Source organism: Agromyces selenitireducens (assembly GCF_052748465.2).
The window spans coordinates 1,444,889-1,459,120 of the sequence record NZ_CM188259.1 but is presented as its reverse complement, the minus strand read 5'-3'; the positions used below and the strand labels follow the sequence as shown (position 1 = coordinate 1,459,120).

General features: G+C 70.3%; 14 protein-coding genes. 5 read left to right on the top strand and 9 right to left on the bottom strand.

Annotated elements, in window-relative coordinates:
* Positions 1-21 precede the first annotated feature (21 nt).
* Positions 22-1,452 (bottom strand): gamma-aminobutyraldehyde dehydrogenase, encoded by a 1,431-nt coding sequence (locus ACULK4_RS06800; protein WP_445965372.1) that lies wholly within the window; start codon positions 1,450-1,452, stop codon positions 22-24.
* 199 nt (positions 1,453-1,651) lie between these two features.
* Here ACULK4_RS06800 and ACULK4_RS06795 point away from each other — a divergent pair, with 199 nt between their 5' ends.
* Genes ACULK4_RS06795 through ACULK4_RS06785 form a run of 3 tightly spaced genes read left to right on the top strand, consistent with a single transcriptional unit; the run spans position 1,652 to position 5,090 of the window.
* The gene (locus tag ACULK4_RS06795) at positions 1,652-2,134 is read left to right on the top strand and encodes an Lrp/AsnC family transcriptional regulator (protein WP_445965371.1); all 483 of its coding nucleotides are present in this window, start codon (positions 1,652-1,654) and stop codon (positions 2,132-2,134) included.
* Between the two features lie 29 nt (positions 2,135-2,163).
* Positions 2,164-3,636: an aspartate aminotransferase family protein gene (locus ACULK4_RS06790; protein ID WP_445965370.1), complete on the top strand. Its 1,473-nt coding sequence runs from the start codon at positions 2,164-2,166 to the stop codon at positions 3,634-3,636.
* 41 nt (positions 3,637-3,677) lie between these two features.
* Positions 3,678-5,090 (top strand): NAD(P)/FAD-dependent oxidoreductase, encoded by a 1,413-nt coding sequence (locus ACULK4_RS06785; protein ID WP_445965369.1) that lies wholly within the window; start codon positions 3,678-3,680, stop codon positions 5,088-5,090.
* Here ACULK4_RS06785 and ACULK4_RS06780 read toward each other — a convergent pair.
* Entirely contained in the window at positions 5,077-6,318 is a 1,242-nt protein-coding gene (locus ACULK4_RS06780; protein WP_445965368.1) for a DUF4192 family protein, read from the bottom strand. The two genes, ACULK4_RS06785 and ACULK4_RS06780, sit on opposite strands and share 14 nt — an antisense overlap.
* 209 nt (positions 6,319-6,527) lie before the next feature.
* Here ACULK4_RS06780 and ACULK4_RS06775 point away from each other — a divergent pair, with 209 nt between their 5' ends.
* Both ACULK4_RS06775 and ACULK4_RS06770 read left to right on the top strand, forming a co-directional pair.
* The gene (locus ACULK4_RS06775) at positions 6,528-7,019 is read left to right on the top strand and encodes a methylated-DNA--[protein]-cysteine S-methyltransferase (protein WP_445965367.1); all 492 of its coding nucleotides are present in this window, start codon (positions 6,528-6,530) and stop codon (positions 7,017-7,019) included.
* The gene (locus ACULK4_RS06770; RefSeq protein WP_445965366.1) at positions 7,016-7,612 is read left to right on the top strand and encodes a DNA-3-methyladenine glycosylase I; all 597 of its coding nucleotides are present in this window, start codon (positions 7,016-7,018) and stop codon (positions 7,610-7,612) included. The genes ACULK4_RS06775 and ACULK4_RS06770 overlap by 4 nt, the downstream gene beginning before the upstream one ends.
* 6 nt (positions 7,613-7,618) lie before the next feature.
* Here the strand turns inward: ACULK4_RS06770 and ACULK4_RS06765 are convergent, their stop codons facing one another.
* From ACULK4_RS06765 to ACULK4_RS06735, 7 genes are all read right to left on the bottom strand, one after another.
* Positions 7,619-8,377: a YaaA family protein gene (locus tag ACULK4_RS06765; protein WP_445965365.1), complete on the bottom strand. Its 759-nt coding sequence runs from the start codon at positions 8,375-8,377 to the stop codon at positions 7,619-7,621.
* Entirely contained in the window at positions 8,377-8,949 is a 573-nt protein-coding gene (locus ACULK4_RS06760) for a P-loop nucleotide/nucleoside kinase family protein (protein WP_445965364.1), read from the bottom strand. Before ACULK4_RS06760 ends, ACULK4_RS06765 begins: the two co-directional genes overlap by 1 nt.
* A 10-nt stretch (positions 8,950-8,959) precedes the next feature.
* Positions 8,960-9,220, bottom strand: coding sequence for a F0F1 ATP synthase subunit epsilon (locus ACULK4_RS06755; protein WP_445965363.1), 261 nt, complete (start codon positions 9,218-9,220; stop codon positions 8,960-8,962).
* 2 nt (positions 9,221-9,222) lie between these two features.
* Entirely contained in the window at positions 9,223-10,680 is a 1,458-nt protein-coding gene (gene atpD, locus ACULK4_RS06750; protein ID WP_445965362.1) for a F0F1 ATP synthase subunit beta, read from the bottom strand.
* Between the two features lie 27 nt (positions 10,681-10,707).
* Positions 10,708-11,616, bottom strand: coding sequence for a F0F1 ATP synthase subunit gamma (locus ACULK4_RS06745; RefSeq protein WP_445965361.1), 909 nt, complete (start codon positions 11,614-11,616; stop codon positions 10,708-10,710).
* An 89-nt stretch (positions 11,617-11,705) separates the two neighbouring features.
* Positions 11,706-13,343: a F0F1 ATP synthase subunit alpha gene (gene atpA / locus ACULK4_RS06740; RefSeq protein WP_445965360.1), complete on the bottom strand. Its 1,638-nt coding sequence runs from the start codon at positions 13,341-13,343 to the stop codon at positions 11,706-11,708.
* A 97-nt stretch (positions 13,344-13,440) separates the two neighbouring features.
* Positions 13,441-14,232, bottom strand: a complete 792-nt coding sequence (locus ACULK4_RS06735) for a F0F1 ATP synthase subunit delta (protein ID WP_445965359.1) — start codon at positions 14,230-14,232, stop codon at positions 13,441-13,443.

Below are 14,232 nucleotides of genomic sequence, written 5' to 3'. Positions count from 1 at the left end.
CGCACCCGGCGGCGCTCCGGGTCAGCCGATGAAGCTCATCACGTGCTTGATGCGCGTGTAGTCCTCGAATCCGTACTGCGACAGGTCCTTGCCGTAGCCGGAGTGCTTGAAGCCGCCGTGCGGCATGTCCGACACGAACGGGATGTGGGTGTTGATCCACACGCAGCCGAAGTCGAGGTGCTTGGCGAACCGCATCGCGCGGCCGTGGTCCCGAGTCCAGACGGACGCGGCGAGTGCGTAGTCGACGCCGTTGGCCATCGCGATCGCCTCGTGCTCCTCCCGGAAGGACTGCACGGTGAGGACGGGGCCGAAGATCTCGCGCTGCACCGCCTCGTCGTCCTGGCGCAGGCCGGTGACGATGGTGGCCTCCCAGAAGTAGCCGCGCTCGCCCTGGCGTCGACCGCCGGTGGCGACGTCGGCGTGGTCGGGGAGCCGTTCGATGAACCCGGAGACGTTCGCGAGCTGGTTCGGATTGTTGAGCGGGCCGAAGAACACGCCGTCCTCGCGGGGCCCGCCGGTGCGGGCGCTCGCGCGCGCCTGCTCGACCAAGACCGAGACGAGCTCGTCGTGCACGGACTCGTGGACGAGGACCCGGGTGGCCGCCGTGCAGTCCTGACCCGCGTTGAAGTAGGCGGCGGACACGATGCCCTCGGCCGCCGCCGCGAGGTCGACGTCGTCGAACACGATCGCGGGCGCCTTGCCGCCGAGCTCGAGGTGCACGCGCTTCAGGTCGGATGCCGCGGCGCGGGCGACCTCCATGCCGGCGCGCACCGAGCCGGTGATGGCGACCATCTCGGGCGTCGGGTGCTGCAGGAGCGCCGCTCCGGTGGCCCGGTCGCCGGTGATGACGTTGAGCACGCCAGCAGGGAGGTGCTCGGCGGCCACCTCGGCGAGCTTGAGCGTTGCGAGCGGCGTGGTGTCGGACGGCTTCAGCACGACCGTGTTGCCCGCGGCGATCGCCGGCGCGACCTTCCAGACGGCCATGTTGAGCGGGTAGTTCCACGGCGCGACCTGGCCGATGACGCCGATGGGCTCACGGCGGACGAACGACGTGTGGTCGGCGAGGTACTCGCCCGCCGAGCGGCCCTCGAGGTTCCGGGCGGCGCCGGCGAAGAAGCGGAGCTGGTCGACCGATTGGAGGATCTCGTCGGCGACGAGGGTGGCGCGGGGCTTGCCGGTGTCCTGCGACTCGAGGTCGGCGAACTCGTCGGCTCGCTCCTCCATGGCGTCGGCGATACGGAAGAGCGCGAGCTGGCGCTCGGCCGGCGTGGTCTGCCCCCACTTCTCGAAGGCCGCGGACGCCGCGTCGTAGGCGGCGTCGATGTCCGCCGCCGTGGAAACGGGCGCCCGGCCGTACACCGCCTCGGTCGCGGGGTCGATGAGGTCGAGTGCGTCGTCCCCTCGGGCGTCGACGTACTCGTTGCCGATGAAGTTGCGCAGGGTCTCGGGCACGGGGTCCTCCGGTGGGTGGGGCGGATGCCGCGGCGCGCGGCCGTCGGCGGGGCGCGCTGCGCGCCGCTCGCGATGCCGACCATCGTGCCATGGCGACGCGACGAACGGAAGGGCATCCGACGATGGAATCCGTTGCAGATCGGCTACGAATCTGCGGAATCCCTTGTGATCGAACCGATCCACTGTCATGATCGGACGCATGTCCAACGGCAGTCGCGCGTCCAACCACCGGCCGGTGCAACTCGACGACGTCTCGAAGGCGATCATCGAGCAGCTCCAGGCCGATGGACGGCGCTCGTACGCCGACATCGGCAAGGCGGTCGGACTCTCAGAGGCGGCGGTCCGCCAGCGCGTGCAGCGCCTCACCGAGGCCGGGGTCATGCAGATCGTGGCGGTGACCGACCCGATGCAACTCGGGTTCACGCGCCAGGCGATGATCGGCATCCGGGCGACAGGCGACACCCGCGAACTCGCCGAGGCGCTCGCGGAGATCCCGGAGATCGACTACGTCGTGCTGACGGCGGGCAGCTTCGACCTCATGGCCGAGGTCGTGTGCGAGAACGACGACCAGTTGATCACGCTGCTCAACTCCCGCATCCGCAACCTCGACGGCGTCCAGACCACGGAGACGTTCGTCTACCTCAAGCTGCAGAAGCAGTTCTACAACTGGGGCACCCGCTGATCGCGGGCCCGCCCGGAAGGAGACCCCCCATGACCACCCTCGACGCAGCCCCCGGCTCCGGCACGACCGGCTTCGACGACGCCGCGCTGCAGCAGAAGGCGAAGGACCACCTCTGGATGCACTTCGCCCGCCAGTCGACGATGGAGGAGCACGGCGTGCCCATCATCACGCGCGGCGACGGGCATCACATCTACGACATCCACGGGCGCGAGTACTTCGACGGCCTCTCGGGTCTCTTCGTCGTGAACGCCGGCCACGGGCGCCGCCGCCTCGCCGAGGCGGCCGCGAAGCAGGCCGAGCAGCTCGCCTTCTTCCCGATCTGGTCGTACGCCCACCCGGCGGCGATCGAGCTCGCCGACCGTCTTGCCGGGTACGCTCCCGGCGACCTGAACCACGTCTTCTTCTCGACCGGCGGCGGAGAGGCCGTCGAGACGGCCTTCAAGCTCGCCAAGTACTACTGGAAGCTCCAGGGCCGCCCGACCAAGCACAAGGTCATCTCGCGGGCCGTCGCGTATCACGGCACGCCGCAGGGCGCCCTCGCCATCACCGGGATCCCGGCGATGAAGGAGATGTTCGAGCCCGTGACGCCGGGCGGATTCCGCGTGCCCAATACGAACTTCTACCGCGCGGGCGACGTCGGTGCGCCGGCCGACGACGTCGAGGCCTTCGGCGCCTGGGCTGCGAACCGGATCGAGGAGATGATCCTCTTCGAAGGCCCCGAGACGGTCGCGGCGGTGTTCCTCGAGCCGGTGCAGAACTCGGGTGGATGCTTCCCTCCGCCGCCGGGATACTTCCAGCGCGTGCGCGAGATCTGCGACCAGTACGACGTGCTGCTGGTCGCCGACGAGGTGATCACCGCCTTCGGCCGCATCGGGAACATGTTCGCCTCGACCACCTACGGGTTCCAGCCCGACATGATCACCTGCGCGAAGGGGATGACCTCGGGATACTCCCCGATCGGCGCCACGATCATCTCCGACAGGATCTACGCGCCGTTCAAGACCGGCACGACGTCCTTCTACCACGGATACACCTTCGGCGGGCACCCCGTGTCGGCCGCGGTGGCGCTCGAGAACCTCGACATCTTCGAGGAGGAGCGCCTCAACGAACGGGTCCGCGAGAACTCGCCGCTGTTCCGCGCCGAGCTCGAGAAGCTGCTCGACATCCCGATCGTCGGCGACGTGCGCGGCGACGGGTACTTCTTCGGCATCGAGCTCGTGAAGGACCGGGCGACGCGTGAGACGTTCAACGACGAGGAGTCCGAGCACCTGCTCCGCGGCTTCCTGTCGAAGGCGCTGTTCGATGCGGGCCTGTACTGCCGCGCCGACGACCGGGGAGACCCCGTGATCCAGCTCGCGCCTCCGCTCACGATCGGCGTGCCCGAGTTCCAGGAGATCGAGCAGATCCTCCGGGGCGTGCTCACCGAGGCGACGAACCGCGCTGCCGACTTCAAGGGTCACCGCCACGGCGGAGAGCACCTGCTCGTTCCCGCGCGCGTCTGATGACGGGAGTGCGGCGGCCTGTGCCCGCCGATGGCGCACAGGTGTCGTATCGGCGTGCGAGCTTCTGGCTCGACGACCTGGCCGCGCGCGGGCTGGACGACCTCCGTCCGCGCGCGGCCCTCACGGCGGATGCCCGCTTCGACGTGTGCCTGATCGGTGGCGGCCTGACGGCGCTGTGGACGGCGTACGCGTTGACCTCTGCCGACCCGAGCCTGCGGATCGCGGTGCTCGAACGTGAGATCGTGGGATTCGGCGCGTCGGGCCGCAACGGCGGCTGGTGCTCCGCGCTGTTCCCGCGCTCGGCCGCCTCGCTCGAGCGCACCCACGGACGCGACGCGGCCGTGGCGATGCGCCGTGCGATGGTCGACACGGTCGCCGAGGTCGGCCGTGTCGCCGACGCCGAGGGCATCGACTGCGACTTCGCGCAGGGCGGCACGGTGCTCTTCGCACGCGACGACGTGCAGCGCCGCGCCGCGCGGGCGGATGTCGCCGAGGCCGGCCGCTTCGGCGTCGACGCGCTCGAGTACTGGGCGCCGGCCGACGTCGCCTCCCGCTTCGGCGTCGCAGGGCTCGACGGGGAATCGCCCGCCGCGGTCCTCGACCCGGCGACCGCTCGCGTGCACCCGGCGAAGCTCGTCCGCGGCCTGGCGCGCGTCCTGGAATCCCGCGGGGTGGCGCTCTTCGAGCGCACCGAGGTGGTGGACTTCTCCGCGGGTCGCGTGCGCTTCCGCGCGCTCGACGGCACGGGGGCCGAGGGCACCGTCTCCGCGCGTCACGTCATCGTGGCGACTGAGGGGTACGGTCCGAGCCTGCCGCGCGTGCGACGGCGGATCCTCCCGATCTACTCCCTCATGATCGCGACCGAGCCGCTGGCCGACGCGGTGTGGGACGAGATCGGCATCGCGCACGGCGAGACCTTCAGCGACTACCGTCACCTGCTCGTGTACGGGCAGCGCACGGCCGACAACCGTTTCGCCTTCGGCGGCCGCGGCGCGCACTACCACTTCGGCAGCGCCGTCGACCCGCGGTTCGAACGGTCCGAGAACGTGTTCGCGCACCTCCGGCGGACGCTCGGCGACTTGTTCCCGGCGGTCGGGGACGCCGGCGTGACCCACCGCTGGGGCGGTCCGCTGGGCGTCGCGCGGGACTGGCATGCGACCGCGAGCTACAACCCGCGGACCGGCGTCGGATTCGCCGGCGGCTACGTCGGCGACGGCCTCTCGACGACCAACCTCGCCGGGCGCACGCTCGCCGACCTCGTGCTGGGGCGCCGGACGGAGCTCACCGCGCTGCCGTGGGTCGACCACCGCTCCCCGCTCTGGGAACCGGAACCGATCCGCTGGGTGCTCGCGAACCTCGGCATCACCGGGATGGGGATCGCAGATGCGGAAGAGCGCCTGACCGGACGGCCGTCGCTCATGGCGCGCCTGATCGGCCCGTTCACGGGGCACTGACGGCACCGTGTCCCACGGCGGCATCCGTCACCGTGGCGCCGAACGCCCATTCCGGCAGCGTGCCCGTACCGAAGAGGCCGGCCAGTACCTGCGCCATGCCGTGGGCGCGATCGCAGTCGAGCGCCAGGTCGATGAGGGCGCCTGCCGCTGACCCGCGCCCGAGCGCCCACGAGAGCCACGACGCGACGCAGAGGGCGCCGGCGCGGTGCGACCGCGGCGCGTTGGCGATCGCGACGACCAGCGTGTCGAGCGCTCGCACGATCCGTTCCGGGTCGGGACGCGCCGCCGCCTGGCCGAGCAGCAACCGGGTGAGGAATTCGTCGACCGACTCCACCCCGCCGGCGTCGAGCTCGCGACGCGTGAGGTCGTCGAGGGTCTCGCCCGACCGCCGCGCCCGCTCGGCCGCCTCCTCGGCCGAGTCGAGTGCCAGTTCTCCGATGACCGGGCCGAACGCCACCTGCAGCATCATCGCGTCACGGAAGACCGGGCGGCCGAGGAGGTGGACGACCCAGGCGAGCCGTGCGGTGGAACGGCCCTCGTGCGTGGCGAGCTGCTCCGCCGCGACGACGGGATCGAGCCCGTCGCCCAATTCCCGTTCCATCTCGTCGATCACCTCGAGTCTCCGCTGGTCGAACCCGCGCGCGCATCCGTCGGCCGAGGTCGCGGCGCTCGGGTCGACCTCACCGAGGGCGTCGAGGATGCGCGCGACCTCCCGGGCGATTTCCGGGTCCGGTTCGGGCAGGCGCACCAGCGCCGTCGCCGAATCGGCGAGCGGGCCGTGCTCCTCGCCCCGGGCGGCCGCCGGGCTCTCCTCGATCAGCGCGAGGGAGCGCCCACCCGGCGGCAGGTCCTCGTCGAGCAGGGACGCCCAGCCGTCGGGAGCCACGCACAGCGCGTCGCGGACGAGGAACCCCGCCTCCTCGGCTCGGCGGGCGAGACCCTGGAGGAGGTCGCGATGCGGGATGTCACCGCCGTCGAACCGCTGATCGGTGTAGACGATCGGGACCACGGCGTCGGCGTGGGCGAGTCGGCACATGGTGCCCACGATCGCGCCCACGAGTGCGTCCGCCGCCTCGGCATCGGCCGGCAGGTCGTGCCGGAGGACCCCGCCGGTGCGGTTGCCGTCGAAGGCCACGCAGAGCACCGAGCCCGAGGGGCGGTAGCCCACGAGGGCGGGGACGAGGGCCAGGAAGTCGTGCGCCGCCTCGGCGCGGATGATGGTGGTCATGGCCCAAGCGTCCGTGATCGACCGGACCGGGCTGCCCGCGGGGCGCGTCGCCGGGAACCGACCGCCACGACGCCGGCCTGGGGAGGACTGGTGGGGTCGCGACGCGACCGCCGCGGCACCCCTCCTGCACACGGCCGGCGGTCCTGGCCTGGCCCAGCAGTGTCCGATTCCCGCCAGTCGATGACGGACGCCGCCGCTAGCCTCGAAGCATGACCTCCCCGTACCTCCTCCGATTCGACAGCCCGATCGGGCGCATCGAGCTCCAGGCCGATGACGCGCACCTGACGTCGCTGACGATGGAACGCGACGGCGCGCTCCCGCACGACGCCGAGACCGAACGCCCCAGCCCACTGCTCCTCGCGGCCCGCGACCAGCTGGCCGAGTACTTCGCCGGTTCCCGCACCGCCTTCGACCTCCCCGTCCGGCTCGTCGGCACGCCGTTCCAGCAGTCGGTCTGGGCCGAGCTCGGTCGCCTCGGCTGGGGCGAGGCCACCTCGTACGGCGCACTCGCCGCGGCGGTGGGGCGCCCGGGGTCCGCGCGAGCGATCGGCGGGGCGGTCGGTTCGAACCCTGTGCCGATCATCGTGGGCTGCCATCGCGTGCTCGCCTCCGACGGCCGGGTCACCGGCTACTCCGCCGGCGAGGGCATCCCCACCAAGCTGTGGCTGCTGGCGCACGAGCGCATCGGGTTCGCCGCGTGACCGCCGGCGTCGACGTGATCGTCGGCGACGACGGCGTCCCGAGGTGCGCCTGGAGCGCAGGGGACCCCGAATACCGCCGCTACCACGACGAGGAATGGGGCCGGCCGCAGCGCGACCCGGTGCGACTCTTCGAGAAGCTCTGCCTCGAAGGGTTCCAGGCCGGGCTCTCGTGGATCACCATCCTGCGACGTCGCCCGGCGTTCCGCGAGGTCTTCCACGGCTTCGAGCCCGTTCGAGTGGCCGAGATGACCGAGGCCGACGTCGAGCGCCTCCTCGAGGACGCACGGATCATCCGCCACCGCGGCAAGATCGAGGCGACCATCTCGAACGCCCGCGCGACCCTCGCGCTCGACGAGCCGCTCGACGGCTTCCTCTGGGCCTTCGCGCCGGCAGCGCGGTCACGCGCCCTCGCCTCGTTCGACGAGGTCCCAGCCGTGACGCCCGAGTCGACGGCCATGAGTCGTGCCCTCCGCGCGAAGGGCTTCCGCTTCGTCGGTCCCACGACGATGTACGCGCTGATGCAGGCGACGGGCATGGTCGACGATCACGTGGCAGGCTGCTTCCGAGCGGGCGCACGCCCCGCTGCGGTGTGAGCAGGCTCAGGCCACCAGCTCGAGCTCGACCGGGTGCGCCGAATCCGCGGATCCCGGACCGAGGACGAAGCCCGCGTCCCGAGCCCAGTCGATGAGGTCTTGGCGGGACCGGAGAAGCGGCCGCTGGGTGACGAGCGCTCGGGTGAGCAGGCCCTTCGCACGCTTGTTGAAATGATTGAGGGCACGTCGGCGGCCGTCGTCCCCGATGGAGACGACGCGCACGTACACCACGTCGACGCGCGACGGAGCTGGGCCGAGGTCGACGTACCCCTCCGACCTGAGGTCCACGACCAGCCCGTCTTGCTGCGCGAGTGCGGAGGACACCGGGTCGCGCCACACCGACTTCAGTCGGAGGCCCGGCAGCCGGGAGTCGTGCGAGAGCCGATAGGCGGGGACCGCATCGAGGCCGCGGACGAGTCCGAGGAGCGCCGAGTGCACCGCCACGTGTCCGCCGGCGAACTCGCGCGCCGTGTCGTCGAGGCTCGAGGGGTCGAGCGCGTCGAAGAGCACTCCGGTGTAGCGATCGATGGCCGGCATCGTGGGTGATTCGAGCAGGGTCCGGTTCCGGTCGATCTCCGCGGCCTGCCGCGGACCCAGCTTCAGCGCGCGCATCATCGCCTCGGCGTCCCGGGCGAGGTCGCGCGTGGCGGAGACGACGACGCGACGTGGTTCGGTCAGCCCCTCGAAGGCGAGGCCCTCGAGTTCGAGCGGGCCGAGCGTCCCTCCGTCTCGCTTGGTCTCGGAGGGCGGGAGCAGGACCAGCACTACGCCGCGATGAACGCGAGCGCGGCATCGACGTTCGCGCCGAGCGCCTGCGCACTGTCGATGGTCACGCGCGGCAGCGCCGACGACGGTCCGGTCCAGGGCGCGTACCCCTCGAGGCTCTGCTCGACCGCGCGCCAGGTGATCTCGTCGAGGTGCGGCAGGTTCCGCTCGCGCTTCTCGAGCCGCCCGCGGTGCAACGTCTCGTCGGAACAGACCACCTCGATCACCCGGAGGCGAACATCGGTGCGCTCGGCGAGGTCGCGCCACTGCAGCCGGGCCGACTCGGCGGCATTGACCGCGTCGACGATCACCGTACGCCCGGATTCGAGCTCCTTCTCCGCGATCTGCTCCGCGACGAGGTACGCGGCGAGTCCGGTCGGCTGGTCGGCGTCGATCCCCGCGCGAAGGATCGCGGATTCGATCGGGTCCACGGAGACGACCGTGGCGCCGAGGCGGGCGCCGACGATCTCCCCGATCGTCGACTTGCCCGCGCCCGGCAGCCCGGCCATGACGATGAGCTGGGTGACCGTCAGGTCACCGAACTGACGGTCGAACGGCTGCTCCCCCTGCATCCGCGGCCCCTCAGGCGAGCGCAGCCCGCGAGGCCACGACCTGCACCGCGTCGGAATGCACCGAGAGGAACCCGTCCTCCGCGTCGGCGGTGATCTTCTCTCCGCCGGGCAGGGTCACCCGCACCTCGCCGCCGGCGAGGATGGCGAGCATGGGCTCGTGGCCCGGCAGGATGCCGATCTCGCCCTCGACGGTCCGGGCGACCACCATGGCCGCTTCGCCCGACCAGACCTCCTGGTCGGCCGAGACGACACTCACATTGAGGCCGGCCATGATCAGCCGTTCTCCTTCTGGATGCGAGCCCAGTTCTCCTCGACATCGGAGATCGGGCCGACGTTGAAGAACGCCTGCTCGGCGACGTGGTCGAAGTCACCGCGGGCGATCGCGTCGAACGACTCGATCGTGTCCTTCAGCGGAACCGTCGAACCCTCGACGCCCGTGAACTTCTTCGCCATATAGGTGTTCTGCGAGAGGAACTGCTGGATGCGGCGCGCACGCGACACCGTGATCTTGTCCTCTTCGGAGAGCTCGTCGACACCGAGGATCGCGATGATCTCCTGCAGCTCCTTGTTCTTCTGGAGGATCTGCTTGACCGTGGTCGCGACGCGGTAGTGGTCCTCGCCCAGGTAACGCGGGTCGAGGATCCGCGACGTCGAGGTCAGCGGGTCGACAGCCGGGTAGAGGCCCTTCGACGCGATCTCACGGGAGAGCTCGGTGGTCGCATCGAGGTGCGCGAACGTCGTCGCCGGAGCCGGGTCGGTGTAGTCGTCGGCGGGGACGTAGATCGCCTGCAGCGAGGTGATCGAGTGGCCGCGCGTCGAGGTGATGCGCTCCTGCAGGATGCCCATCTCGTCGGCGAGGTTCGGCTGGTAGCCCACGGCGGACGGCATGCGACCGAGGAGCGTCGACACCTCGGAACCGGCCTGGGTGAAGCGGAAGATGTTGTCGATGAAGAGCAGCACGTCCTGCTTCTGCACGTCACGGAAGTACTCCGCCATCGTGAGGGCCGAGAGGGCGACGCGCAGACGCGTCCCCGGAGGCTCGTCCATCTGGCCGAAGACGAGGGCGGTCTTGTCGAAGACGCCCGCCTCCTCCATCTCGTGGATGAGGTCGTTGCCCTCACGCGTGCGCTCGCCGACGCCGGCGAACACCGACACACCGCCGTGGTCCTGCGCGACGCGCTGGATCATCTCCTGGATGAGGACGGTCTTGCCGACGCCCGCGCCGCCGAAGAGGCCGATCTTCCCACCCTGCACGTACGGGGTGAGCAGGTCGATGACCTTGATGCCGGTCTCGAAGAGCTGGGTCTTCGATTCGAGCTGGTCGAACTTCGGGGGCTTGCGGTGGATCGGCCAACGCTCGGTGATCTCGATCTGCTCGCCGGGCTCGGCGTTCAGCACCTCGCCGATCACGTTGAAGACCTTGCCCTTGGTCACGTCGCCGACGGGCACCGAGATCGCGGCGCCGGTGTCGTGCACCTCCTGGCCGCGGACGAGTCCGTCGGTGGGCTTCAGGGCGATGGCTCGGACGAGGTCGTCGCCCAGGTGCTGGGCGACCTCGAGCGTGATCTCGTTCGACTCGTCGCCGATCGTGATCGTGGTCTTCAGGGCGTTGTAGATCTCGGGGATCGAGTCGTGCGGGAACTCGATGTCGACGACCGGGCCGGTGACGCGGGCGATGCGGCCGACGGCGCCGGTCCGGCTCTGGACTGGCGCGGTTGCGGTGTCAGTCATGTTCTCTTCCTTCTGGATGAATCTTGGCTACTTGGAGGAGGAGAGCGCGTCGGCTCCACCCACGATTTCTGCGATCTGCTGCGTGATCTCGGACTGGCGCGCCTCGTTCGCGAGACGCGTGTAGTCCTTGATGAGCTTGTCGGCGTTGTCGGTGGCCGACTTCATCGCCTTCTGCGTCGCCGCGTGCTTCGCGGCGGCCGACTGCAGCATCGCGTTGAAGATGCGGCTCTCGATGTAGACCGGGAGCAGTCCGTCGAGGACCGTCTCGGCGTCGGGCTCGAATTCGTAGAGCGGGAACACCTCGGGCTTGCCGCTCGGCGCGGCCTCCTCCTCGGCCTCGACGACCTCGAGGGGCAGCAGGCGGGTCACGACGGGCACCTGCGTGATGCGGCTCACGAATCGGTTGTAGACGATGTGGATCTCGTCGACGCCGCCGTCGACCGAATCGCGGAGGAACGCCTCGAGCACGGCGTCGGCGACCTCCTTGGCCGTCTCGAACTCAGGGCTGTCCGTTCCGCCGATCCAGCTGCGCTCGAAATCGCGGCGCCGGAACGAGAAGTAGCCCACCGACTTGCGGCCGACGAGGAAGTACACGACCTCCTTGCCCTGGCTGCGAAGCAGCTCGGCGAGTTCCTCCGACTCACGCAGCACCTGCGAGTTGAAGGCGCCCGCGAGGCCGCGGTCGGAGGTGAAGATGACGATCGCGGCGCGGTCGACTCGCTCGGGCTCGGTCGTGAGCACGTGCGAGACGTTCGAGTAGCTCGCCACCGCCGACACCGCGCGAGTGATGGCGTTCGAGTACGGCGTCGACGCGGCGACGCGCGCCTGCGCCTTCTGGATCCGCGAGGCGGAGATGAGCTCCATCGCCCGCGTGATCTTCTTGGTCGTCTGCGCCGACTTGATCTTCTGGCGGTAGACCCGAAGCTGCGCTCCCATGTTTCTCCTGTGTCCTGACTTCCTGTTCCCGAGGCTCCCGGTTCAACCGCCGGAGCGGCCCCGAGAGCCTCGGGGAACGAAGGAATCGACTAGCGACGACCCTTGACGATCTTCTCCTGGACGACCTCTTCCTCGTCGATCGCCTCGAACTGCTCGCTGCCGACCGAGGCGAGCGGCTTGCCCTCACCCGTCTGGAACTCGAGCTTGAACTTGTCGACCTCGGACTCGAGGGCGGCGGCCGTCTCGTCCGAGAGCACGTTGGTCTCCCGGAGGTCCGAGAGCACCGACGTGTTGCGGCCCAGGTAGTCGAGGAATTCCCGCTCGAAGCGCAGGATGTCCTCGACGGGCACCTCGTCGAGCTTGCCGTTGGTGCCGGCCCAGATCGAGACGACCTGCTCCTCGACGGGGTACGGCGAGTACTGCGGCTGCTTGAGCAGCTCGGTCAGGCGAGCACCACGCGCGAGCTGGCGGCGGCTGGTCGCGTCGAGGTCCGACGCGAACATCGCGAACGCCTCGAGCGAGCGGTACTGGGCCAGCTCGAGCTTGAGCGTGCCCGAGACCTTCTTGATCGACTTGACCTGCGCGTCGCCGCCGACTCGGGACACCGAGATGCCCACGTCGACCGCCGGCCGCTGGTTCGAGTTGAACAGGTCGGACTGGAGGAAGATCTGGCCGTCGGTGATCGAGATCACGTTGGTCGGGATGTACGCCGAGACGTCGTTCGCCTTGGTCTCGATGATCGGAAGGCCCGTCATCGAGCCCGCGCCGAGCTCGTCGGAGAGCTTCGCGCAGCGCTCGAGGAGGCGGGAGTGCAGGTAGAAGACGTCGCCCGGGTACGCCTCGCGGCCCGGCGGCCGGCGGAGCAGCAGCGACACGGCGCGGTAGGCCTCGGCCTGCTTCGACAGGTCGTCGAAGATGATCAGGACGTGCTTGCCGGCGTACATCCAGTGCTGGCCGATGGCCGAGCCCGTGTAGGGCGCGAGGTACTTGAAGCCCGCGGGGTCGGAGGCCGGAGCCGCGACGATCGTCGTGTACTCCATCGCACCGGCGTCTTCCAGGGCGCCCTTCACCGAGGCGATGGTCGAGCCCTTCTGGCCGATCGCGACGTAGATGCAGCGGACCTGCTTCGTCGGGTCGCCCGACTCCCAGTTCGCCTTCTGGTTGATGATCGTGTCGATCGCGATCGCGGTCTTGCCGGTCTGGCGGTCGCCGATGATGAGCTGGCGCTGGCCACGGCCGACGGGGATCATCGCGTCGATCGCCTTGATGCCGGTCTGGAGCGGCTCGTGCACCGACTTGCGCTGCATGACGCCGGGCGCCTGGAGCTCGAGCGCGCGACGGCCGTCGGTCGCGATGTCGCCGAGACCGTCGATCGGGTCGCCGAGCGGGTCGACGACACGCCCGAGGTAGCCCTCGCCGACGGGCACCGAGAGCACCTCGCCCGTGCGGGTCACCTCCATGCCCTCTTCGATGCCGGTGAACTCGCCGAGCACGACGACGCCGATCTCGTCCTCGTCGAGGTTCAGGGCGAGGCCGAGGGTGCCGTCCGCGAAGCGGATGAGCTCGTTCGCCATGACCGAGGGCAGGCCCTCGACGTGGGCGATGCCGTCGGCCGCGTCGGTCACGTAGCCGACCTCGGTCTTCTGCGCCGAGCCCGGCTCGTACTCGCGGGCGAACTCCGAGAGAGCCGAACGGATCTCGTCGGGGCTGATGGAGAGTTCTGCCATTGCCATTTCCTTTTCTGAAGGGCCGGGCCCTGTTCTGTACCGCTGGTACAGCTACTGGTGTGTCGCGGCGCAGCACGCCGGTCGTTGTCGTCCGGCCTCAGCCGGCAAGCTTCTGCCTCAGGTCGTTGAGGCGGCTGGCGACGCTGCCGTCGATGACGTCGTCGCCGATCTGCACCCGCACACCGCCGACGACCGAGGGGTCGACGACCGAGTCGAAGCGGATGCGGCGGCCGGCCTGTGCTCCGAGCGTGCGCTCGAGGCGGGCGACCTGGTCGTCGGTGAGCGGGACCGCGGTCGTCACCGTCGCCACGTCGAAGCCGCGCTGGTCGGCGACGACGGAGGCCACGTGACGCAGCATCTCGCCGATGCGGCGGCCGCGCGGCGCCTGCACGAGGTGACGGACGATCAGCGTGGTGGCGGGCGACGCGGCGGGACCGAGCAGACGGTCGACGAGCTTGACCTTCGCCTCCGTCGAGCCGAGCTTCGACCCGAGCGCGAGCTCGAGTTCCGCGTCGGCCGCGACCAAGCGCTGGAACGCGTACAGCTCGGCGTCGACCTCGGTGGTGCCCGCGGCGTCGGCAGCGACCCGGAGGCCGAGCTCCTCGAGGCCCGACAGGAAGTCGGGCGCCGAGGACCAGCGCTGCGACGACGCGCTCACGAGGAGCGAGACGGCGGTCGGCGAGACCTTGCCGCCGAACACGCGCTCGATGAGCGCGCGCTTCTCGGCGACGCCGGCCTCATTGTCGGTGAGGGCGGTCCGCAGGTGCGGCGTCGCACCGATCACCCGGCTCGCGGCGAGCAGGTCGCCGGCGACCGGGAGCTCGGCCCGGCCGGACGCGGCGAGCTCGGCTCGCGTGCCGGCCAGGGCTCCTCTCGTAGCGCTGCCCAT